We start from the raw sequence: 22,391 nt of genomic DNA on the forward strand, positions 1-22,391 counted from the left end.
AACCGCGCGGTTTTGTCCGGGATCGGAGCGCTTTGCATTGTCAGACATGCCCCGGTTCTCCGGCCCCGGATCGCGCGCGCTGGTCCGGGGTGACGTTAGGGGCTGCCGGTTATCGACTGGGTATGTCTCACCCTGAGCGCGGATCACTTTGCGGCGCGGGCTTCAGGGTTCCGCGTTCCACAACGCGGCAGGGAAACAGGCGGGCCTCCGGATAGCGGGCGGGGTCTTCCAGCATGGAAACGATCAGCTCCACGGAGGAGTTGATGATCTGCTGAACCGGTTGATGGATCGTGGTCAGGTTGATGTTCTGCCACCCGGCCATTTCCATGTCGTTGAGACCGATGACGCCGATGTCGCCGGGCACCTTCAGACCGGCCTCCGCAATGGCGCTCAAGGCTCCGATCGAGAGCACGTCATCGCCGCAGAAATAGGCCTCTGCCGGGTTGCCTCGCTGCAAGAGCCGCTGCATTTCGGCCCGGCCGGCCTCGAAGGAATAGGCTTCTGCATAGCTGAAACCTACCTCAAGCTGCGGGTGGCGGGCGGCTTCTTCGGCAAATCCCTTGAAGCGGTCCTGCGTGGATGTCGCCGTGTCGGGGCCACCGAGAAAGGCCACGCGCCGGTAGCCGCGATTGGAGAATTCCCGGGCGGCCATGCGCCCGCATTCCACGTTGTCGATCCCCACAACATGAAATTCGGGTGCCGCCGAATAGCGGCCAAAACTGTTGACGACCGGCATGCCGGCGTCCTTGAACGCCTTCGAAAAGCCGGGGGGCAGGGTGGAGGACGCCACAACGACCCCGTCGACCGAATACTGGCGCAGCAGCCGGACCGAGTTTTCCGGATCGATTTCATCGGACAGATTGACGAGCAGGGGACGCAGACCACGCTCTTGCAGCTTTCGTGTAAACTGGTCGAAGACTTCCAGAAAGATCGGATTGTGAAAATTGTTGGAGACTAGGCCGACCAGTTTCGTGCGCCGTGTTGTCAGTCCGCGGGCAAGAATGTTCGGGCTGTAGCCGAGTTTTGTGGCCGCCTTTTCCACTTTCCGCCGCGTCTTGTCCGAAACGGAAGCGCCGTCTGTGAAGGTGCGCGACACCGCGGAGCGGGAAACGCCTGCCAGTTCGGCGACTTCTTTCAAGGTTACGGCCATGGGGTCTTTCGCATCGGGTTGGTCAATAAGGCTGTCTTATCTCAAGTCGTCCAGACAGGCAGTATGAAAATCACCGGCCGGGCAGGGAGTATGAATTTTTAATTAGATTTTTGCAACCGGTTGCAAAACGATTGGCTTCGTGGTTTGCTTAATGTCATGGGTGCTGGGAGGCACCCTTGACCAAGAAAATGGCAATCCTTGGGAGGACGGAATGAATGCACCCCTGAAGGCATTAATGCTGGCCGCAGCCGTCATCGCGGCTCCGGTGATCAGTGCGGGAACGGCTTCGGCTGATGGCGAGAAATACATCCTGGTCAGCCACGCGCCGGACAGCGACAGCTGGTGGAACACGATCAAGAACGGCATCGCTCTTGCCGGTGACCAGATGGATGTGGAAGTGGAATACCGCAATCCGCCGACCGGCGATCTGGCCGACATGGCCCGGATCATCGAACAGGCGGCAGCCTCCGGCCCAGACGGAATCATCACCACCTTGTCCGATCCGGATGTGCTGTCCGGCCCGATCAGGGATGCGGTCGATTCCGGTGTCGACGTCATCATCATGAACTCCGGCACGCCGGATCTCGCGCGTGAGGTCGGTGCGCTGATGTATGTCGGTCAGCCGGAATACGATGCCGGTCTGGCGGCAGGCCAGCGGGCGAAGTCTGACGGTGTGGCAAGCTTCCTGTGTGTGAACCACTATATCAGCTCGCCTTCGTCGACCGAACGCTGTCAGGGCTTCGCCGACGGGCTGGGCGTCGAGCTCGGCGATCAGATGATTGACAGTGGTCAGGACCCGGCCGAAATCAAGAACCGTGTGCTTGCCTACCTCAATGCCAATCCGGATACGGATGCGGTCCTGGCACTTGGACCCACAAGTGCCGATCCGACCCTGCTGGCGCTGGATGAAAACGGCATGGCGGGTGACATCTATTTCGGCACATTCGATCTGGGCGAGAACATCGTTCAGGGGATCAAGGACGGCGTCATCAACTGGGGCATCGACCAGCAGCCGTTCCTGCAAGCCTACCTGCCGGTGGTGATCCTGACCAACTATCACCGCTACGGCGTCCTGCCGGGCAACAACATCAACTCCGGTCCCGGTTTTGTCACCAAGGACGGGTTGACGCTGGTTGAACAGCACGCAGGTGAATACCGGTAAATCCGGACCATGACAAAGGGCGGCGGCAATCACTGCCCTTTGTTGTTTGCATCCTAAAACAATAAACTGCCTGGGAGGGCAAAATGGCGGAAGCCAGCACGGCGGCACTCGCCGACGAACGCGTCAAGCAGCAATCCCGGATCCGCAAGGCGCTGATCCGGCCGGAACTCGGCGGCATCTGCGGAACCGTCATCGTGTTCGCGCTGTTTCTCATCTTCGCCAGCGACAGCGGCATGTTCAACGCGCAAGGGGTCACCAACTGGGCGACCGTGTCGGCGCAATTCATGATCATTGCTGTTGGCGCCTGCCTATTGATGATCGCCGGTGAGTTCGACCTGTCAGTCGGGTCGATGATCGGCTTTTCGGGCATGATGATCGCGATCTTCACCGTTACCCTTGGCTGGCCGGTATGGCAGGCCATTCTGGTGACCTTTGTGATGGCCATGGCGATCGGGGCCCTGAACGGCTACATCGTGGTGCGCACCGGGCTTCCCAGCTTCATCGTCACCCTGGCGTTTCTGTTTATCCTGCGCGGGTTCACCATCTATCTGCCGCAAATCATCGAGCGCAAGACGATCATTGGCGGTGTTGACCGAGCGGCGGAAGGCGACTGGCTCGCCGGATTGTTCGGCGGCAAGGTCCTGACCGGTTTGTTCACATGGATGGGCAATGCGGGCATCATCGACGTTTTCGAACGTGGATCCAGGGCTGGCCAGCCGGTTGTCGAAGGCGTGCCGATGCTGATTGTCTGGGCGATTGCGCTGGTGATCTTCGGCCACATCCTGCTGACGCGGACCCGGTTCGGAAACTGGATCTTTGCGGCGGGCGGCGATGCGCAGGCCGCGCGTTATGTCGGTGTCCCGGTGAACCGTGTGAAGATCCTGATGTTCATGTTCACAGCCTTCACCGCCACAGTCTTTGCCGCTTGCCAGGTGATGGAGTTCGGCTCCGCCGGGGCTGATCGTGGCTTGCTCAAGGAATTCGAGGCGATCATTGCCGTGGTGATCGGTGGAGCTCTGCTCACCGGCGGATACGGATCGGTGATCGGGGCAGCCCTTGGGGCGCTGATCTTCGGCGTGGTGCAGCAGGGACTGTTCTTCGCGGGCGTTGAAAGCTCGCTGTTCCGGGTGTTCCTCGGAGTGATCCTGTTGTTCGCCGTGATCCTCAACACCTATATCCGCCGCATCATCACCGGGGAGAGATAAGATGACCTCCACTCATGCTCCCATCATCGAGATGCGCGGCATCGAAAAGCATTTCGGATCGGTGATCGCCCTTGCAGGCGTGTCGGTCGATATCTATCCCGGCGAATGCCATTGCCTGCTTGGCGACAACGGGGCCGGCAAATCGACCTTCATCAAGACCATGTCCGGGGTGCACAAGCCGACAAAAGGCGAGATCCTGTTCGAGGGCAAGCCGATGCATTTCGCTGATCCGCGCGATGCCATCTCAGCCGGGATCGCGACCGTCTATCAGGACTTGGCGATGATCCCGCTGATGTCGGTCAGCCGCAACTTCTTCATGGGCAACGAGCCGATCCGCCGGGCCGGTCCGCTGAAGTTTTTCGATCACGACTACGCCAACCGCGTGACCATGGAAGAGATGCGCAAGATGGGCATCAATCTCCGCGGGCCGGACCAGGCGGTCGGCACATTATCCGGCGGTGAGCGGCAGACAGTGGCGATTGCCCGTGCGGTCCATTTCGGGGCGAAGGTCCTTATCCTCGACGAGCCGACATCGGCGCTCGGTGTGCGCCAGACCGCCAATGTGCTTGCCACCATTGACAAGGTCCGCAAGCAGGACATTGCAGTGGTGTTCATCACCCACAATGTCCGGCATGCGCTGGCGGTTGGAGACCGGTTTACGGTGCTCAACCGGGGCAAGACGCTCGGCACCGCCCAAAGGGGCCAGATCACGCCGGAAGAGCTTCAGGATCTGATGGCGGGCGGTCAGGAACTGGTTGCCCTTGAAAGTTCGCTCGGGGGAACAGTTTGAGCCCTTCTGGATAGGTGTTAGCATCAACGCATCGGGCCGCCTTTGGCGGCCCGATTCAGTTTGTTGTGATACATTGCAACCTCCGTTACCGCTCGGCTGTGTGACCTCGCCGGAAAGCGGAGCGCTGAGGGACGGACAGCGGACTGGGTCGATGCGATCAGCTGTCTTCAGGGCGGCCCGGAGCGCTGAATTCCCCAAATGCACATGCATTTGCCGGGTGCTGGGAAGGCAACAGGCCGGCGGCTTGCACGGGTGTGGGGTGGTGGTCTGGTTGCCTGTCCGTCGTCTGCACGAATTGCATGTTCTTCTCGCGGAGCTGAGCAGCCTGTTCGTCATAAAGGAAAGGCAGAAACGCAAAGCGTTGTCCGCGGGTAACCGGTGACACCGCATGGAGAAGCGAGCAGGAGAATACCACCGCAGTGCCCGGAGAGGCCTTGAAGCTCCGAGGCCCATATTCAGGAAAACTCACTTCACCACCGTCGAAATCTGCGTTTAGATTGACCGAAACGGCGAACCGCCGGTGTGCTGTCCCCTTGGTGGTGTTGTCTCTGTGCGCGCGGAAATGCCCGCGATCTTCTGCCGAGTAGCAAGCCACAAGAAAGCGTTCCATTCGGGAGACATTGAACTGGTGGACTTTCGCAATTTCCGGCGCAACCCGCCGCAGAAACCGGCGCTTGAGGTGAGCGATCAGTTGATGGTCTTCGATAAGGTGGTCGCGTCGGCGTTTGTGGTTGGGGTCGGACATGCCCACGGTCTTGCCATTCACTTCACGCATGAAGCCGGAAGATTCGCCGCCATGGGCCGTGTACAAGTCAATCAAATGCTTGCACAGTTCCGGTTCAAAGACGTTCGGCAACACAATTATTGGGGCTTGCAGTACCTCGCCGCTAAAGCGCTCTGGCGGTGGCAGGGTTTGCAAATAGCCTGTCAGTTGCGCAATGTCGGCTTGATCCTCCTGAAAATGGAATACCTTGAGAATCCTGAGTGTGGGGTCTATCACCACCCATTGTCGGCGAAGTTTGATCTCATCTCCCGTTTCTTCTGTCTCGCGTGCGGCGACGCCATAGAGGCGGCTGACCGAACGGTCAAAGTCCCAGAATACGCGGTAGCCTGGGTAGCTGTCTGAAATCCTGTTCTTGGTTTCGTCTTCCGGATCGTTACTGACGCCAAAGAACGAGATGGTTTGATCGTCGATAATATGTGAGAGGCCCTTCAGAGCGGCCAGACCTGACTGGCTGTGAGGATCCGACGCACTGCCGAAAAATCCGAGTACGAGGTACCGCCCGGCAGCGGTGTCAAATGTGAAACGCGGATTGACAATGGATCTCTGCTTGAAAGAGGGGGCAGGATCGCCCGGTAGAAGATTAGTATAGCTACTCATAACGGTGAAATGCCTCTGTATTCGCGACGGCAATACTTAGGTCATGCCTCGAGCTCTGATCTCAAGTTAACAATTGGAAACCAACCGAATTTTCAAAAAGGACGTCCGTTTCAGGGATCGTATGGACGTCCGCAAACAACAGATACCGGTTTCGGTGATATGCTTGCAGGGTGAGACCCCACACGTCACGCCTGAACCTGTCCGCAGAGAAAGAAGTGTTTCTTCGTAAATCTGTCACGTAAATGCGGTTTATCTGCGCGCGCAGAATTGGTCTTTTTAGACAGGTTCTAAGTTTGAATGAACCGAAAGAGGGAACGCCAGATGGACGCGCGTCAACACGAACTCTCCGCTGATGAATGGGATGAGGTGAACTTTCCGCGGCCGCAGGAGCAGGGCTTCGACAAGGTGGTCGAAAGCGCCATTTCGCGCCGCGGTTTTCTGGGTGGTGTGCTGGCCTTCGGGTCCGGTGCCGCCGTCATGGGAACCGGTCTTTTGAAAAGCACCACGGCACTTGCCCAGCAGACGTCGCGCTTTGCGTTCGAGCAGCTTGCTCCGCAAACCGACGGAACGGTGCATGTGCCGGAAGGCTACACCTGGGATGTGCTGGTGCGCTGGGGCGATCCGCTGTTCTCCGACGCGCCTGCTTTCGATGCGGCCACCGGGCATCCGTCAGCCGGTTCAGATCGCGTCTTCGGTGAAAACACCGACGGCATGGAACTGTTCAATGTCGGCGGCAAGGAACTCCTCGTCGTCAACAGCGAATATCCTAACCCGAAGATCAACCTGCCGGCAGCGCAGGAAGGCAAGGTGGCTTCCGCCGAGGATGTTACCCTACTGCAGAACATCCAGGGGGTTTCCGTCATGGAAATCGCCGAAGGCCCCGGTGGCTGGTCCGTCGTCGTCGACAGTCCGTTCAACCGCCGTATCCATCACAACACACCGATGGTGATCGACGGTCCGGCAGCCGGGCACGCACTCCTGCAAACCGATGCCGATCCGACCGGCACGCAGTCTCTCGGGACCTTCAACAATTGCGGTTCCGGCCGGACGCCTTGGGGCACGTACCTGACCTGTGAAGAGAACTTCAACGGCTATTTCGGTGCAACGGAAGAAGTTGCGGCCGACCAGCCGGTCATGGACGGCTACAAGCGCTACGGCGTGTCAACAAAAGTCGATCCGGGCCGGTACAACTATCACGGCTTCGATTCGCGCTTCGACATCACCAAGAACCCGAACGAACCGCACCGTGCGGGTTACATTGTCGAGATCGATCCGGCCAATCCGGAGTCTGCTCCGGTCAAGCGCACGGCTCTTGGCCGTTTCAAGCACGAAAACGCTGCTAGCGCGCTGACGCCGGAAGGCCGGGTCGTGGTCTATATGGGCGACGACGAGCGCGGCGAGTTCATGTACAAATGGCTCTCCAACGACATCTACGTGCCGGGCGGCGACACGTCGACCCTGCTGCGGGACGGCCAGCTCTATGTCGCCAAGTTCAACGACGACATGACCGGCACCTGGGTCCCGCTGACACCGGAAGCAACCGGCATGGACCCGGCGGAAATCGCGATCTTCACCCGGACCGCCGCTTCCAAGGTCGGTGCCACCACCATGGACCGTCCGGAGTGGATTGCCGTCAACCCGACCGCCGTGGAAGCCTATTGTTGCCTGACCAACAACTCGCGCCGTGGCGTTTTGAACGATGACGGGTCTGTGCGCACCAATGCAGGCGGCGACCCGATGACAGTCAACCCGGTCAACCCGCGCGAGACCAATCGTTACGGTCAGATCGTGCGCTGGCGTCCGCATGACAACAACCACGGCACGGACACGTTCGACTGGGATCTGTATGTGATGGCCGGTAACCCGGACGTCCATGTGGAAGGTCCTTATGCGGGCTCGGCCAACATCAATGCCGGCAACCTGTTCAACTCGCCCGACGGCATGCAGATCGACACGACCGGCCTGATCTGGATCCAGACTGACGGCAACGACAGCAACGAAGGCGACTTTGCCGGCATGGGCAACAACCAGATGCTGGCAGGGGATCCGGCAACCGGCGAAATCCGCCGCTTCCTGACCGGCCCCAATGGCTCGGAAGTCACCGGCCTGACCTGGTCGTCCGACAAGCGCACCATGTTCGTCGGCATCCAGCATCCGGGCAAGCCTTTCCCGGACGGTGAAGGCAGCCTGCCGCGCTCATCCATCGTCGCGGTCAAGCGCAAGGACAATGCCCTCGTCGGCTAATCGGAAAACACTCCACTCTCGGGCGATTTCCGTACGGGAGCGAAGAGAAAAGACGAAAGCGCGGCTGCCGAAGCCGCGCTTTTGTTTTTTGCCGGGGCCGGATGTGTAACCGATTGGCAGTCCGGCCGGCATCTGCTTAACTCCCTGAATAATTGAAGGATGCACTTGCGCTTTTTTGGTTCTGCGTCCGGCCAGCCGGGAGGATACGGCGTTGGATTTCACCATATCGCCGAAGGTCGAGGACTTTCGCACGCGCATCGCCGGGTTTGTCGAAGAGCATGTGCTGCCGCTCGAAGCCGATCCTGCCGCCTATGACGGCCATGGCAACATTGTCTCTGGTCCCTTGAAAGCCTTGCGCGAAAAAGCGCAGGCGGAAGGGCTTTGGTGTCTGCAGCTGCAGCCGGAGAATGGCGGTGCCGGGCTTGACAAGGTCGGCATGGCAGTTTGCTACGAGGAAATGAACCGGTCGATTTTCGGGCCCGTGGTATTTAATTCCGCAGCCCCCGACGACGGCAACATGATGCTCCTGGAAAGGGTTGGGACGGAAGCCCAGAAAAAGCGGTGGCTGGCGCCGATCGTGGCCGGTGACGTGCGCTCGTCCTTTGCCATGACCGAGCCGCATCCGGGCGGCGGATCCGACCCTTCGATGATCCGGACCCGTGCCGTGCGCAAGAGCGATCATTATGTGGTTCATGGCCGCAAATGGTTCATCACCGGTGCGGAGGGTGCGCAGCATTTCATTCTGGTCGCCCGGACCTCTGATGACCCGCGCTCCGGCCTGACGGCCTTGCTTTTCGATGCCGGTCAACCCGGCTGGCGGATCGAGCGGCGGATCGGAATCATGGGGCCGGAAGAGCATGGTGGCCATTGCGAACTGATCTTTGAGGGCCTCGAGGTTCCGGTTGAGAATGTTCTGATAGGCGAGGGGCGGGGTTTGAAGGCGACACAGGTGCGGCTCGGCCCGGCCCGGTTGACCCATTGCATGCGCTGGCTGGGGCTGGCCAAGCGCTGCGTCGAGATCGCCCGCGCATACGCAGAAGACCGGGAAGGGTTTGGTGTCCGGCTGGGCACACGCGAAAGCGTGCGGATCATGCTGGGGGATCTGGCGATGGGGATCGAGACCGGGCGGCTTCTGGTGATGAAGGCGGCCTGGGAAATCGACCGCGGCGGCTTTGCGCGCAAGGAAATCTCCATGGCCAAGATCCATGTCGCCAATCTCTTGCACCGGGCCGCGGATGTGGCGATCCAGATCAATGGTGCGCGCGGCTATTCGACCGATACGCCACTGGAATGGATCTACCGCTATGCCCGTCAGGCGCGGCTGGTTGACGGTGCCGACGAAGTGCACAAGATGGTGCTCGACCGGGTTCTAGCTGAAGAACAGCGCGGCTTCTGGAAATGGGACGTTTCGGGCGCGCGCGAGGGGGGTATCTAGCCGATGGCAGAGATGGCGTCCGGCACACCCTTGATCGATTTCAATCCGGAGGCCTTGCGCGCCGTTCTTGCGGATGGTTTCGGAGCGGAGCGCCATTTCCGGGTCGAGAGGATCAGTGGCGGTCAATCCAATCCGACCTATTTTGTTGACTGGGGCAAGGCGCAGCTTGTCTTGCGCAAGCAGCCCAACGGGCCGATCGTGAAGGGCGCGCATGCGGTTGATCGTGAGTACCGTGTCCTGAGGGCGCTCTTCCCGACCGATGTGCCGGTGCCGGAGCCGGTCCACTACCATGCAGATGCCCAAGCGCTGGGCACGCCATTTTATCTGATGAAACGGGTCGCGGGCCGTGTGCTGGAAGAGGCATCAATGGCCGGGGCGGCAAGGAAAGAACGCCGGGATTTGTGGATGGCCGTTGCCGATGCGCTGGCAGCGCTTCATTCCGTGGTGCCGGGCGATGTGGGGCTGGACGACTATGGCAAGCCCGGCAACTACTTTGAACGTCAAATCAGCCGCTGGACCCGGCAATACCGGGCCTCGAACCATGGTGCCATACCGGCACTGGATGTCCTCTGTGAATGGTTGCCGGAGCATTCGCCGCCGGATGACGGGCTGGTGTGTCTGGCGCATGGCGATTTCCGGGTCGGAAACATGCTGTTTCATCCCTCGCGCCCGGAAGTGGCCGCGATCCTTGACTGGGAATTGTCCACGCTCGGCCATCCGCTTGCCGATCTCGGCTTTTGCTGCATGCCCTGGCACACAAGCCCGGACGAATATGGCGGCATTCTCGGGCTTGATCATGAAGCGCTCGGCTTGCCGGACGAGAAGGAATTCGTTGCCAGATACTCCGAGAAGGTCCCGTTCTCCGCAATGATTTTGCCGTTTCACAAGGCCTTTGCCCTGTTCCGCTTCGCAGTCATCTTTGTAGGCATTGCCGACCGTGCGCGTGCGGGCAATGCGGCCGATGCAAGAGCGGCTGCTCTTGCGCCGCTTGCCGAACGCTTTGCCATCCGCGCGCTGGAAGTGATTGCCAAGGGGCGGGGCGGTTAGATCTTGCGCATCTGGTGATTATATATAATAAGAGGGCTAGTGATCATATTATATATAATCGAGCGCTCCAGCCATGCCCCTGTCGAAAGCGGAATTCGCTTACCGGACGTTGCGCCAGCAAATCCTAGATGCGGTGTTGGCGCCGGGAGAGCCGCTGAGGCATGACCGGTTGCGCAAGGACCATGGCCTCGGGTGGACTCCCTTGCGCGAAGCCTTGCAGCGCCTTGAAGCTGAGCGACTGGTCGTGGCCCATCCGAACCGCGGGTTCTTTGTCGCCGGCATTTCGGAAGACGAACTGACCGACCTCCTGAACACCCGCCTTGTGCTGGAAGAGCCGATGTTGCTGGAATCGATACAGCGCGGCGGCGAGGATTGGGAAGCCGGCATCGTGACCGCATTTCATCGCCTGTCCCGGTTGTCGAACGTGCTCCAGAGCCCGAAACTCGAGAGCTTGAGCGACTGGGACAACCGGCACCGCGCCTTCCATGCCGCGCTGCTCGATGGCGCAAGGTCGGCCTGGCAAAAGCGGCTTTACCACAAGGTGATGGACCACCTGAGACGCCATCAGTTTCACCTGACCGTGTCGCGCGTTTTGCAGGCGCGCGATGACAATCGCGACCCTGACGAGGTCGTATTGGCCCGTCTGCAGAGTTCCATGAACATGCTGTCTCATCAAAGGCTGATGAATGCGGTTCTGGCCCGAGACGAAGATCAGGCCCTTCAGCTTCTGAAAATGCATGTCGGCGAGACCCTTGGCGTCTACCGCGCCTCCCGGATCGATACCGGCTCCACCAACAACGCCGCTTGAGGACGTTTCATGACCCTTGCCTTGCCGAAATCGCCGGTCTCCGCTATCATGCAAGACCATTGCTGGGATCTTGACCAAAAAGATCCGCTCCGTGGCATGAAGGATCTGTTCGATCTGCCCGAGGGGGTGGTCTATCTGGACGGAAATTCACTCGGTGCCTTGCCGAAAAGCGTGAAGCCCAGATTGTCTGCGGCGGTCTCGGAAGAATGGGGTCACGGCCTGATCCGGAGCTGGAACGAAGCCGGATGGTACCCGGCCCCGAAACGGGCGGGGGCGGCGATTGCCCGTCTGATCGGCGCCGACCCGGACGAAGTCATCGTCTGCGACAGCATTTCCGTCAATCTGTTCAAGCTTGTGATCGCGGCCTTGCGCAAACGGCCGGGCCGGAAGGTGATCCTGTCGGAGACCGGCAATTTCCCGACAGACGTTTACATCAATGCCGAAGCCGCGAAGCTGATGGGCTGCGAGTTGCGCTGTGTGGCACCTGAAGACATGGAGGCCGTCCTGGCCGAAGTGGGAGAGGATCTGGCGCTGCTCCAGCTGACCCATGTCCATTACAAGACCGGTGCCATATACGACATGGCCGGGCTGACCCGGAAGGCGCAGGCACTGGGCGGGCTGGTGATCTGGGATCTTGCGCATTCCGCTGGCGCGTTGCCGGTCGATCTCAACGGCGTGAACGCCGATTTTGCGGTCGGCTGTACCTACAAGTATCTGAATGGCGGACCCGGCGCTCCGGCTTTCGTGTTTGTGGCCGGGCGGCACCTCGCCGGTCTCGAACAGCCGATTGCAGGCTGGCACGGGCACGCGCAGCCCTTTGTCTTCACGCAAGACTATGCGCCCCACAATGGCATTGAAAAGATGCTCGCCGGGACATCACCGCAACTGTCGCTGATTGCGCTGGAAGAGGCGCTGACCGTCTTTAAGGGCGCCGACATGCACCAGATCCGGGACAAGAACCGTCTGCTTGGGGACCTGTTCATTCATCTGGTTGATCAGGAGCTGGCCGATTTCGGGTTTGGCCTTGCGAGTCCGCGCGAAGGGGACAAGCGCGGCAGTCAGGTGTCCCTGACCCACCCCGACGGCTATGCCATCGTGCAGGCCCTGATCGCACGTGGAATCATCGGCGATTTCCGCGCGCCGGATATCCTGAGATTTGGCTTCGCCGCGCCTTATGTCGGCTATGAGGACATCTGGGCCTCGGTTGCGGCACTTAAGGAAATCATGATGTCCGGTTCTTGGGACAGCCCGGCCTTTCAGCAACAAAACGCGGTCACGTAACGACCTGCAGTTTGACCGGTTTCTTGCAGAAGTCATCATCATACCATTTGTCGTCCATTTGCGAGTAACCGGGAATGCCGTCAAACGTGTAAAGGTTTTCGCTCTTGATGATATCAAGCCCATCTAACGCGAGAATTTGCATCAATGTGCATGCGGTCTTGAAAACGGTGTCCTTGTCTTGATCGGCAAACTCGAAGCGGCAGCACCAGTGATCCGTCTTGAGCGACTCGTTGCACCAGCAAGGCCAGACAAGGACGCCTCGATTGGTAATCGCTGTCAACTGGAGCGGGAAACCGACCGTCAAATCTAAAATGCGGTTTGCAAGGGCAACGGGGTCTCGATGTGTTTCCTCTACAAACAGATCAATGCCGACGAGCTTTTTCTCCGCACGAGGTGATGATTTGAAAACCGCAGAAGAGACTGTGAGCTTGCTGCCACAATGACATGCAGGCTTCAAGTGCTCGGGGGTCAGACCAAGCCGCTCGATCACGGCATCTGCGAATTCAATGGTGGTGACCTGTTCGTTGCTGATCCCCGGTCTGTAAACATCTGCGGTGTGAATGCCATCCTCAATCGTTTTGAGCCATGCATTGTGCAGGTTCTCGGCCGCCGCGTTTAGGTTGAGGTGCCATAACATATTGATTCCCGCTAAAATCAGTCCTGAAGGGTTTGCAATCCCCTTTCCGGCAATGTCGGGTGCTGCGCCATGACTTGCGGAGAACATCGAGAAATGCTCTCCGTAACTTGCAGAGGCTGCATGGGCTCGTGTAGTTCCCATTGCTGTAGCCAGCTCAGATACGATGTTTCCGTACATGCTGGTCGTTACGACAACATCGAATTGCACCGGGGCCAACGCCACCTTCGCCGTTCCTGCGGAAACATCCCAGTGGTCTGATTCGATGTCCGGGTATTCCTTGGCAACGCTGTCAAAGATTTCGTGAAACAAGCCATCCGTAATCGGAAGGATCGTGTCTTTTGAAAATGCGGTAACCTTCTTTCTGCAATTGGCCTGCGCGAACTTGAAAGCAAACCGGATGATATTCTCCATAGCCGGTTGCGATACCAATTTCAGGCTTTGGTATACTTCTCCGCTCTGATGGTGTTCAATGGAAGTATACAGATCCTCAATACTATCTTGAATGATAATCAAATCCATATTGGGCTGGTTCGTTGCAACAAATGGAGAGCGCGATTTCGCCCAAGTCACGGTTGCGAACATGTCGAGGTAGCGGCGAAGTGAAACATTCGGGGTTTGGAACGAGCCGCCTTCCGGGTAAATCACGGGCGCCCGCAGCAAGACGCCAGTGTCTCTGAGCGTTTTCCAGCTGTCGGGGTGGATGCCGTTGCGAAACCCGGCTTCGTACATCTTCTTGCCGATGTCCACGGTTTGAATGGCAAGGCGTGCGCCGCTTGCGGACAGACAGCGGATTGCCGCTTCCATGATTTCCGGACCGATTCCGTCTCCGGGCGCTATGGTGACCGGCGTAGGGCTATTCGGGCGATCATATAGATCGATGACCTGTGCCACCTTACACTCCACAAACTTGGGTGACTGTATGTTTTTTATAAGCATTCCTGATGGGATATTTTAATTACATATAATTTAATTTAACGTGGTTCTATTATTATTACGATTGATTTATTTATAATTTTGATTGTGTGCGGAAGGGGTTATGAATATAGGGGTGATCTTTTTCGAATTTGCTTCGTCATTTTTAATGAGTTTGATCTTTTGCTTTGAACCAGAATGGAGTCACCTTTTCGTTTGGACAACTTCAATATGGGGCTACGATCCTTGGACGAGTGAGTATCCGGCAGTGCCGTCAAATGTGTTGAGTTTTTCTGACTTTGCTATCTCTCCACTCGGCGTTGTTCGTGCTGGGCCCGGCGTGGCGGTGCTGCCCGAACACATGGCATTGGGAAGTCTTGTGACCGATGCCGGAAACACTACACCCGCTTTGGACCATACCGAAATCCTGCTTGTCACCGCAGCTGATGCCGGACCGGCCAAGGCGGCTCGCCGATGTCTATAAGCATGCCTTTGAAGTACGGAACGGTCAGGTGTGAAAACAGGGCTTCCCTGAAAAGTAAGTGTTCGAGCCAGATGCACGGCACTTGGGGGCAAGACGATTGATCCACAACCGGTTTGCAGTGTTCTCTTGGTTTGGCCATAAACCCGGCAGAAGATTTTGAGGAAACGACTCATGCCGGGAAGACGCGGGGGACACATGCCGGAGTTCAAGGGATCGATACCAGCGCTGGTCACGCCGTTTAAAAGCGGTGAGGTGGATTGGGACGCGCTGGCGCGGCTGGTGGACTGGCATGTCAGGCAAGGCAGCGACGGGCTCGTGGCCGTCGGCACCACGGGGGAGAGCCCGACCCTGCCGAAGGACGAGCACAAGCAGGTGATACGCAAGGTCGTCGAATTGGCTGCGGGCCGGATTCCGGTCATCGCCGGAACTGGATCAAACAGCACGGCGCAGTCGCTCGACATGCTGCAGGCAGCCGAAAGTGCTGGTGCCGATGCGGCCCTGATCGTGACGCCCTACTATAACAAGCCGAACCAGGCGGGCCTGCTCGCCCACTACAAGGTTCTGCATGACGGCAGCACCCTGCCGATCATCCTTTACAACATTCCGGGCCGCTGCCTCATCGACATCGAGCCGGAAACCATGGCGGAAATGGCAAGCTGGCCGCGTATCATCGGGGTCAAGGACGCCACAGGCAGCATGGAGCGGGTGAGCGCGCAACGGGCCCTGTGCGGCAAGGATTTCATTCAGCTCTCGGCAGAAGACGTAGCCGCGCTGGGCTTCAACGCCCATGGCGGGGTTGGCTGCATTTCCGTGACCGCCAATGTGGCACCAAGGCTGTGCGCGGAATTTCAGCGCGCATCTCTGGCTGGCGATTTCGAATTGGCGCGGGACTGTCAGGACCGGTTGCTGCCTTTGCACAAGGCGCTGTTTCTGGAGCCGCCTGCGGCCTGTGCCAAATATGCCTTGTCGCGGCTGGGCCTGTGCACCGACGAAGTACGCTCCCCGCTGACAACCTTGGCCGACGAGACCAGGCAGGCGCTGGACCGGGCCATGGAGGCTGTCGGCATTCTCGGGTAGGGCCTGCTTCAAGTTGCGCCTGAACGGCCATCCTGAAAAAAATCAGGAGATATTATCCGGGACCGGAGCGCCCATGAAATCAATGGTATCCGGGGTCTCCGATCCCAATTGGCAATTACCAAAACCGATCTCTGCTCACATTTGAGCGATCAGCGGTCAGGTTGAGCCAAGTGATGGCGTTTCGTGAACAACCGTTTCAGGGCGACTCAGCCTGACCGGTGTCGCCTCTGGCGGGGCCGGTCACCCATGAGAACGGCAAGGAAAAAAGGCGCCCCTTTGGAGCGCCTTTGAAGTGAATATTGAGCGGCTTACTGAACCCGCGGGAACAGGGCCGTGATCTCGCCAAGCGGGGTGCCGCCCGGCAGCTTGTCCAGTTCCGGTTTCCATGGGGTTGCAGCTTTTGGTGCATTGAGCATGGTGAGAGCCTTGTCCGCAGATGCCGGGATGATCTGGCGCAGGGCCTCGAACAGCATGCGCTGGCAGTCGAGGGTGACATAAAGCACGGTGCCGCAGCGCTCCCGAGTTTCCTCGTTCTTGAACAGGGACCACGGGGCCTGATGATCGATATATTCGTTCATCGCATCGGCAGCCGACACGATGGCCTGCACTCTTGCGGGGATCTCGGGCAGGTTGATCCAGTCGGCCAGACCGGAGACGGCTTCTAGCACGGTCTTGCGCAGGGTTTCATCTTCAGCCGTCAGGGTGCCTGCCACTGGAACCTTGCCCTCGAAGTTCTTGTTGGAGAATTTGGCAACGCGCGACAGCAGGTTGCCGATCTTGTTGCCGAGTTCGCCGTTATAGGCTTGCCGGATCAGTTCCACCGAGATCTGGCTGTCGCTGTCGGCGCGCATGTGCCGGGCGAGATACCAGCGCAGGCCGTCGACACCCATCATCTCGATAACCTCGTTCGGATCGACCACATTGCCGATCGACTTTGACATCTTGACCCCGCCTTCACCGGTCCAGTGGCTGTGTACTGACAGCTTCTTCGGCAACGGCAGACCTGCGGCCATAAGCATGATCGGCCAGTAGACACCATGGGGCTTCAGGATGTCCTTGCCGATCAAATGCTCGACTTCCGCCCACCAGGCTTCATAGCCGTCAGACGGCCAGTTCACGTTGGTCAGATAGTTGGCGAGGGCGTCGAACCAGACATAGGTGACAAACTCCGTGTCGAACGGCAGGTCGACTCCGAGCGTCACGCGCGACTTCGGCCGGGAGATGCACAGATCTTCCAGCGGCTCGGACAGCATCTGCTTCAACTCGTTGCGGAAGGCGGTCGGCGTAACGAAATCCGGATTGTCCTCGATATGCTGAAGCAGCTTTTCGCGGAACGGCTCCATTTTCAGGAAATAGTTGGTTTCGTCGGTCTGCTCGACCTTCATGGTCGGGTGCAGCGGACACTGGCCGTCCTCGGTCAAGTCCGATTCCTTCTTGAACTCCTCGCAGCCCTTGCAATAGGTGCCGGTGTAGGCCTTCTTGACGATCAGGCCCTCATCGAAGATCGACTGTTCCATGCCTGCGACGGCCTGCTTGTGGCCCTCGCGGCTGGTGCGCACGAAGTAGTCGTATTGAACGCCGAGCCTGTCGAACACTTCACGAAATTCGGCGCAGCGCATGTCGAGATAGGCATTGATTTCCATGCCGAGATCGGCGGCGGCTTCCTGGTTTTTCTGGCCGTGCTCGTCAACGCCGGTCGACAGCATCATCTCTACCCCCAGTGCCTGCCGGTTCCGCTTCAGGATATCGGCGACAATCGACGTGTAGGCATGGCCGATATGCGGCGAGCCGTTAACGTAGTAGATCGGGGTGGTGATGTAGCTTTTCATCGGGTGCTTTCGGTTTGGCAAAAGCGCTTGGTTAAAAGTCGGCCAAATTCAATCGGCCTGCAAACCAAGCAACCGGGTCGTGGATTGTGTTGGAGGCTATATTTCACAGCCTTTCTCACAAGAAAACCCCTCTATTGCGAAGCTTGTGGGTGGTGAAGCTGATTTGGTCAAATGTGTTGTGCTTAAATTAAAGAGACCTCTGCATATTCCATTAAAGAGGCTCAGGCAGAAAACCGGACCGTGCTTGCGGGAACCGCAGGCATCTGCGCAGCAGGCATGGGCATTCCGTGTGCTCTGCCACAGTGCTATGGAAATCGAATGCGCGAGATCGGGTTCGAAAGCCGGAATTCGAACCCGGCTTAATTGACTTAGTGCGGCCCGAGTTGCCGTACGCTTGTAAACAAGGTTCCGGAGTCCTTGGCTTAATCCGGAACCGCATTTTGCAAGCCGCGGCGGCCGGCGAGACGAGGACGTCGCGGGGATGGTTTGCCGGATGGCCGGAAAACGTTATTTCAATCGCGTTTGGGGCGGCGTTGCTGCTCGCGAAGCAGGGATAGGACCTCGCCGTTTTCAGCTTCGTTTGACGCTGTTGACATTACCTTCAACTGAATGAGGTTGTGGATACGCACTGGCGCAAAGCTCGGCATAGTGATCATGGGTCTCTCGCTTGGCTGATGGACGCTAGCTCACTTCAGAGTATTCACCTTGCTAGCGAATTCACTGTTACTGGGTAAGCGCGCCGGGCATGCAGAATGTGGGATGCGTGCCGGCGCGCTTGTCCGTGGCTGTTTTTATTGTTGGCCAGTCCTTGAAAAGGTCCCGGTCAAAAGCCTTTGAACAATGTAAATAATAACAATGATAAAATACCTGATAATGGTCCCAGGATTACAAGTTGGACAGGAGAGGCCATTGCAAGCTCGCCGGTTTTTATCTGCCGTCTCATGACCGGCTGATAAGGCTTTGTTCGGGTTCTGAAAAAGAGATCCCGGATGCCGTTTACGAAATACGAGCGCCGGCCGGAATTTGAGGGATTTACCCAAGCAGCCAGATCCCGGCGAGCACGAACAGGGCCAGAAACACCGTCTGGGTGACCACCATCCAGATCGCCTGGCCGCCTACCTCGAGGAGTTTGGGGATCGAGGTTTTCATGCCGACGGCGGCAATGGCGGCCAAGAGTGCCCAGCTGGAGACCTGACCGGCAAGGTCGCGGGCAGTTTCCGGTACCAGACCGAATGAATTGAGAGCGGCCAGCGCCAGAAAGGCGAGCACGAAGCCCGGGATCAGGGGCGGGCGCTTGGCGTCCGGTTCCACACCCTTGCGCAGGATCAGGGCCGCCACGAACACGACCGGGGCCAGCAGGGTGACACGGATCAGCTTGACCAGCGTCGACATGTCCCCGGTTTCTTCATTGATCGAAAATCCGGCGCCAACCACCTGTGCCACATCGTGAATCGTGCCCCCGAGAAACACACCGGTCGCATCTGTCGACAGGCCGAGCGAGCTGGTCAGGATCGGATAAACAATCATGGCAAGGGTCGAGAGCACCGTCACGGTGATCACCGTGAAGGCAAGATCCCGTTCTGCGTGGTCGCGTTTGGGCAGGATCGAGCCGATGGCCATGGCCGCCGACGCGCCGCAGATCGCGACAGCGCCGCCCGACAGGAAAGAAAACATCCGATCCTTGCCGAACATGCGCCCGGCCGCAAGCGAAAAGCCGATGGTCGCAAGAACGCCGCAGATCACCACGATCAGCATCGGAAGCCCGAGCGCCTCAACCATTTCAATGCTGATGCGCACACCAAGCAGGGCGACGCCGATCCGCAGAAGCGTTCTGGCCGAAAAGGCGATGCCTTCGGCGGTCCGGTGTTCTTCAGAGAGAAAGTTCAGCGGCATCCCCAGAAGGATCGCCATCAGCATGGCTGGTGCGCCATAATGCTCATTCAGGAACTGGGCGGATATGGCAACAAGCCCGGCAATGGCGATGCCGGGGAACAATGTGTTCGCCCGTTCTTTCAGCGCATCCATCAAAATAGGTCCTTCAGGGGTTGTCGATTGGCAGTCCGCTTGGAACCGTGTCCGGGATGCCGAAGGGCGGGGTCTTTGTTGTTGTGCCTGTGAGGCTTTTCAGAAACGCCAGAAGTGCGGCGATTTCCGGGTCGGTGAGGGCAATCGGGACGATGTCGCGGGCACGGGCCTGGCGGGCCATCTCCCGCTTGTCTTTTAGGACGACATAGTCGATGTCCTCAAGCCATGACGTTTCGGGAAGCTTCGCCATTTCCGGCCTCCAGACCGAAAGCATGGCATCCGGGTTCAGATGATGGCGGACAATTCCTTCAAGCGTCGGATAGGCACCGTTATGGCCATAAGGGGCCGTGAGGGCGACATTGCGCAGCATTGGTGTGCGGAAGCGGTAGGCGTCCTCCAGCCGGTCGGTTTCCGCCATCCGTCCGGCATCGCGCACTATCGGGTCGAACCGGCGGGTGCGGCCTGGCCCGAACGGCGGCAGTCCGAGTGCATGAAACGCGTGATCGCTCAGAAGCTTGCCGGAATGGCACGTGGCACACCGGGCCTTGCCGTAAAACAGTGTCAGGCCGTGTTTCTGGGCAGCTGTCAGCGCTGTTTCATCACCGGCAAGATAGGCATCGAACGGGCTGTCGTTGCTTTTCCATTCCAGCGCCATGAAGGCGGCCAGCGCATTGGCGATCTCGGCAATCGTCACCTGATCCGAAGTGTCGATATGGTCAAATGCGTCGATAAACAGGGCGCCATAGGCAGGTACGGTCCGCACGCGCTTGGCGAGGATCGGCCAGGCCCTGTCGATTCTGTCGTGGATGGCGCCTGCCACCTCGTTTTCCTTCGGATTTCCCGCCATTTCGAATTGCGATACCAGCGGAAAGACCGCCTGGGCCGCAAGGAGCGAGTTGAGCCCTTCCGGCAACCATTCCTCTGCTGGCGAGTTGAAGCCATTTTCATAAGCGTCGCTGACGGACAGGCGGCCATCGTGGAACATCACCTGGACCTCTTTGGCGCCGAGATTCCACAGTGCGGAGGCGTTGCGCGGAATGCGCTTGCGGATACGGTCGCTGCCCTGACCTGGAGTGCGCGCCGGTCCCAGTCCGTCACCACCTTCTCCGATCCCGAGAGACAGCCCGTCTGACGTGCCGAAGGCCGGGTGATGACAGGTGCCGCAGCTGATGTTTTGATTGCCCGAGAGGATCTTGTCGTAAAACAGCAGCTGGCCGAGTTCGGCCTGACGGCGGTCGAAGGGAAGAAAATCCTGATCGCTCAGCGGAGCGGGCAGGGTGCCGCCGGCTGAAGCGCACGACACGAAAACAAGGCTTGCAAGGCCGGTGAGGGAGGAAAGGTGCCCAAGATGAAAACCCTTCTGAGTGCTGCTGCGCTTTTTGTGCTTGTGTTTCATGCTCCTGCCGCAGCCGAGATCGAAGCGGCGCGCGATTTGATGGAACAGGGGCAATTCGAGGCGGCACGGGCCGCGCTTTGGCCAGCTGCGCGGTCGGGCAATGCCGACGCGGAGGAGCTGATCGGCGTCATGTATGCCATGGGGCTTGGGGTCGAACAGGACGACCAGCGTGCGTTTGAGTGGTATTTGCGCAGCGCGATGAAAGGCCATCCCGGCGCACAATCGGGGGTCGGCTGGTACTACGAGATCGGACGGGGCATGCCCGCGCCCGATCTGGTCCGGGCCTACATGTGGTACACGCTTTCGGCCATCGGTGGCGATCCCGACGCGGCGATCTCTCTGGAAGAGGTGGTCAAGAAAATGTCCCGGCAAGAGATCGATAAAGCGCATGTCCTTGTCGGCGACTACAAGGTCTGGATGTATCCTTTCCGGTAGCCGCTATCCTCCCAGATCCTTGAGCACCGTCAGAAGCCCGTCGGCGCTGCCGGTTTCCATGTAGCGCTGTACCTCGATCACGATCCTGAGCTGTTTTGCGAGATAGGCAAGCCGCCGGTGGTCGTTCTCGATGTGTTTGGCGGTGACTTCGGCATCGATGGCCTCTGCCTCCTTCAGGAGCTTCTGGATTTCGGCCAGCGTCTTTTCGTTCTGGACGCCCTGCTTGCGCAGATGCGCCTTCACCGCATTGAGCCCTTCAAGCGCAATGGCACGCGCTTCATCACGCACGGTGGTGTCGGCTGCCGGATCGGCAATGGCATCGAGAACCCGGCCGAGTGCGTTGTCGAGCTTTGCAAGCAGTCCGTCACGTGTGGCGGTCACCGCCAGCGCCTTGACACGGGCCGGTAGTGCGGCGCCAGCGTCCTCGTCGGGCGTCAGCGCCACCTTGCGGGCTGCCACGAATGTCTTGATGATGAAACGGGTTGCCTCGACGGCTTGTGGTGTGCGGAAGATCGTTGCGGCCATTGCCGCACCGTGCTCGGTAAAGACCCAGGGGGGTGTCCGGCGCCCGCCATGCGAACTTGATATACCGGATTGGTATAGCAAGTTTTCGGCTTCGTCTTCAGTGAGCTGGAAGGCAAATCCGCCTTCAAAACGTTCCATGTGGGACTTGACCCGCTGGTTGAATTTGGAGGTGGAAAGGCCGAACAGTTGGGCAAGTTCCGAATCAAGCACCACGGCGTGACCGCGCGCGGTGTGGATTTGAGGTGGCTCTATCCTGCTGAAATCAATGGCGGATGTGGTCATGTCCAGGTCCGTGTGTTGCGTTCAGCAGGAAGGTGCATCAAGTAACAGGTCTGTGCCAAGGGTTGTGTTTGGATGTTGCGCGGATGGTGTGACTTTTTCGGTTTGGCAAATGCCTCAAAATCCCCTCTTCGATTGCCCGTTTCTGGCGGAAGCTATTGTTTAAGAAGCATTTTCAGGGAATGCCATCAATGGCGGAAGCCGCCATTGATGGCTTCCTGGCCAGTCTGTCATACAGGATCAAGTGTCAAGGGCGCGGACGCGCCGCTTCGCGGTCAAGGACCCTTGA

General features: G+C 58.8%; 18 protein-coding genes. 11 read left to right on the forward strand and 7 right to left on the reverse strand.

Translation table 11 applies throughout. The features are described from left to right. Positions 1-127: 127 nt before the first annotated feature. Positions 128-1,150 carry a LacI family DNA-binding transcriptional regulator gene (locus tag E1297_RS16055; protein WP_155139964.1) on the reverse strand — a complete coding sequence of 341 codons (1,023 nt, stop codon included), beginning with the start codon at positions 1,148-1,150 and terminating at the stop codon, positions 128-130. Positions 1,151-1,361: 211 nt separating this feature from the next. On the opposite strand from E1297_RS16055, the gene E1297_RS16060 reads away from it, so the two are divergent. The 3 genes from E1297_RS16060 (at position 1,362) to E1297_RS16070 (ending at position 4,307) form a co-directional block, all read left to right on the forward strand. Then, on the forward strand, positions 1,362-2,312 hold the full coding sequence (locus E1297_RS16060) for a sugar ABC transporter substrate-binding protein (RefSeq protein ID WP_155139966.1): 951 nt from the start codon (positions 1,362-1,364) through the stop codon (positions 2,310-2,312). Between the two features lie 83 nt (positions 2,313-2,395). Continuing rightward, positions 2,396-3,517, forward strand: coding sequence for an ABC transporter permease (locus E1297_RS16065; RefSeq protein ID WP_155139968.1), 1,122 nt, complete (start codon positions 2,396-2,398; stop codon positions 3,515-3,517). A gap of 1 nt (position 3,518) precedes the next feature. After that, a complete protein-coding gene (locus tag E1297_RS16070; RefSeq protein ID WP_155139970.1) occupies positions 3,519-4,307 on the forward strand; it encodes an ATP-binding cassette domain-containing protein in 789 nt (262 codons plus the stop codon). 157 nt (positions 4,308-4,464) lie between these two features. Here E1297_RS16070 and E1297_RS16075 read toward each other — a convergent pair whose 3' ends face one another. Continuing rightward, positions 4,465-5,688 (reverse strand): 2OG-Fe(II) oxygenase, encoded by a 1,224-nt coding sequence (locus E1297_RS16075; RefSeq protein ID WP_155139972.1) that lies wholly within the window; start codon positions 5,686-5,688, stop codon positions 4,465-4,467. Positions 5,689-6,009: 321 nt separating this feature from the next. On the opposite strand from E1297_RS16075, the gene E1297_RS16080 reads away from it, so the two are divergent. The 5 genes from E1297_RS16080 to kynU all read left to right on the forward strand — a co-directional run bounded on the left by E1297_RS16080 (position 6,010) and on the right by kynU (position 12,503). Further along, a complete protein-coding gene (locus E1297_RS16080; RefSeq protein WP_155139974.1) occupies positions 6,010-7,932 on the forward strand; it encodes a PhoX family phosphatase in 1,923 nt (640 codons plus the stop codon). A 211-nt stretch (positions 7,933-8,143) separates the two neighbouring features. Beyond that, positions 8,144-9,367, forward strand: a complete 1,224-nt coding sequence (locus E1297_RS16085) for an acyl-CoA dehydrogenase family protein (protein WP_155139976.1) — start codon at positions 8,144-8,146, stop codon at positions 9,365-9,367. Between the two features lie 3 nt (positions 9,368-9,370). Continuing rightward, a complete protein-coding gene (locus tag E1297_RS16090; protein WP_244327781.1) occupies positions 9,371-10,414 on the forward strand; it encodes a phosphotransferase family protein in 1,044 nt (347 codons plus the stop codon). 73 nt (positions 10,415-10,487) lie between these two features. Then, complete coding sequence (locus E1297_RS16095; protein ID WP_155139978.1) at positions 10,488-11,222, forward strand: GntR family transcriptional regulator; 735 nt, start codon at positions 10,488-10,490, stop codon at positions 11,220-11,222. Between the two features lie 9 nt (positions 11,223-11,231). After that, a complete protein-coding gene (gene kynU / locus E1297_RS16100) occupies positions 11,232-12,503 on the forward strand; it encodes a kynureninase (RefSeq protein ID WP_244327782.1) in 1,272 nt (423 codons plus the stop codon). Here kynU and E1297_RS16105 read toward each other — a convergent pair. Then, positions 12,496-14,076, reverse strand: coding sequence for an NADP-dependent isocitrate dehydrogenase (locus E1297_RS16105; RefSeq protein ID WP_155139980.1), 1,581 nt, complete (start codon positions 14,074-14,076; stop codon positions 12,496-12,498). The two genes, kynU and E1297_RS16105, sit on opposite strands and share 8 nt — an antisense overlap. Before the next feature lie 100 nt (positions 14,077-14,176). Between E1297_RS16105 and E1297_RS16110 the strand changes: the two genes are divergently transcribed. Together E1297_RS16110 and dapA are read left to right on the forward strand one after the other, a co-directional pair. Continuing rightward, a complete protein-coding gene (locus E1297_RS16110) occupies positions 14,177-14,536 on the forward strand; it encodes a hypothetical protein (RefSeq protein WP_155139982.1) in 360 nt (119 codons plus the stop codon). Positions 14,537-14,731: 195 nt separating this feature from the next. After that, positions 14,732-15,613 (forward strand): 4-hydroxy-tetrahydrodipicolinate synthase, encoded by an 882-nt coding sequence (gene dapA / locus E1297_RS16115; RefSeq protein WP_155139998.1) that lies wholly within the window; start codon positions 14,732-14,734, stop codon positions 15,611-15,613. Positions 15,614-15,921: 308 nt separating this feature from the next. On the opposite strand, the gene metG is transcribed toward dapA, so the two are convergent. The 3 genes from metG to E1297_RS16130 all read right to left on the reverse strand — a co-directional run bounded on the left by metG (position 15,922) and on the right by E1297_RS16130 (position 20,770). Further along, positions 15,922-17,463: a methionine--tRNA ligase gene (gene metG / locus E1297_RS16120; protein WP_305793815.1), complete on the reverse strand. Its 1,542-nt coding sequence runs from the start codon at positions 17,461-17,463 to the stop codon at positions 15,922-15,924. A gap of 1,011 nt (positions 17,464-18,474) precedes the next feature. Then, positions 18,475-19,467, reverse strand: coding sequence for a YeiH family protein (locus tag E1297_RS16125; RefSeq protein ID WP_155139986.1), 993 nt, complete (start codon positions 19,465-19,467; stop codon positions 18,475-18,477). Positions 19,468-19,480: 13 nt separating this feature from the next. After that, the gene (locus E1297_RS16130; RefSeq protein WP_368669584.1) at positions 19,481-20,770 is read right to left on the reverse strand and encodes a cytochrome-c peroxidase; all 1,290 of its coding nucleotides are present in this window, start codon (positions 20,768-20,770) and stop codon (positions 19,481-19,483) included. 45 nt (positions 20,771-20,815) lie between these two features. On the opposite strand from E1297_RS16130, the gene E1297_RS16135 reads away from it, so the two are divergent. After that, positions 20,816-21,298 carry a tetratricopeptide repeat protein gene (locus E1297_RS16135; protein ID WP_155139990.1) on the forward strand — a complete coding sequence of 161 codons (483 nt, stop codon included), beginning with the start codon at positions 20,816-20,818 and terminating at the stop codon, positions 21,296-21,298. A 3-nt stretch (positions 21,299-21,301) separates the two neighbouring features. Here E1297_RS16135 and E1297_RS16140 read toward each other — a convergent pair whose 3' ends face one another. Continuing rightward, positions 21,302-22,105, reverse strand: a complete 804-nt coding sequence (locus tag E1297_RS16140; protein ID WP_155139992.1) for an ORF6N domain-containing protein — start codon at positions 22,103-22,105, stop codon at positions 21,302-21,304. Between the last annotated feature and the right edge of the window lie 286 nt (positions 22,106-22,391).

The organism is Roseibium sp. RKSG952, assembly GCF_009711355.1.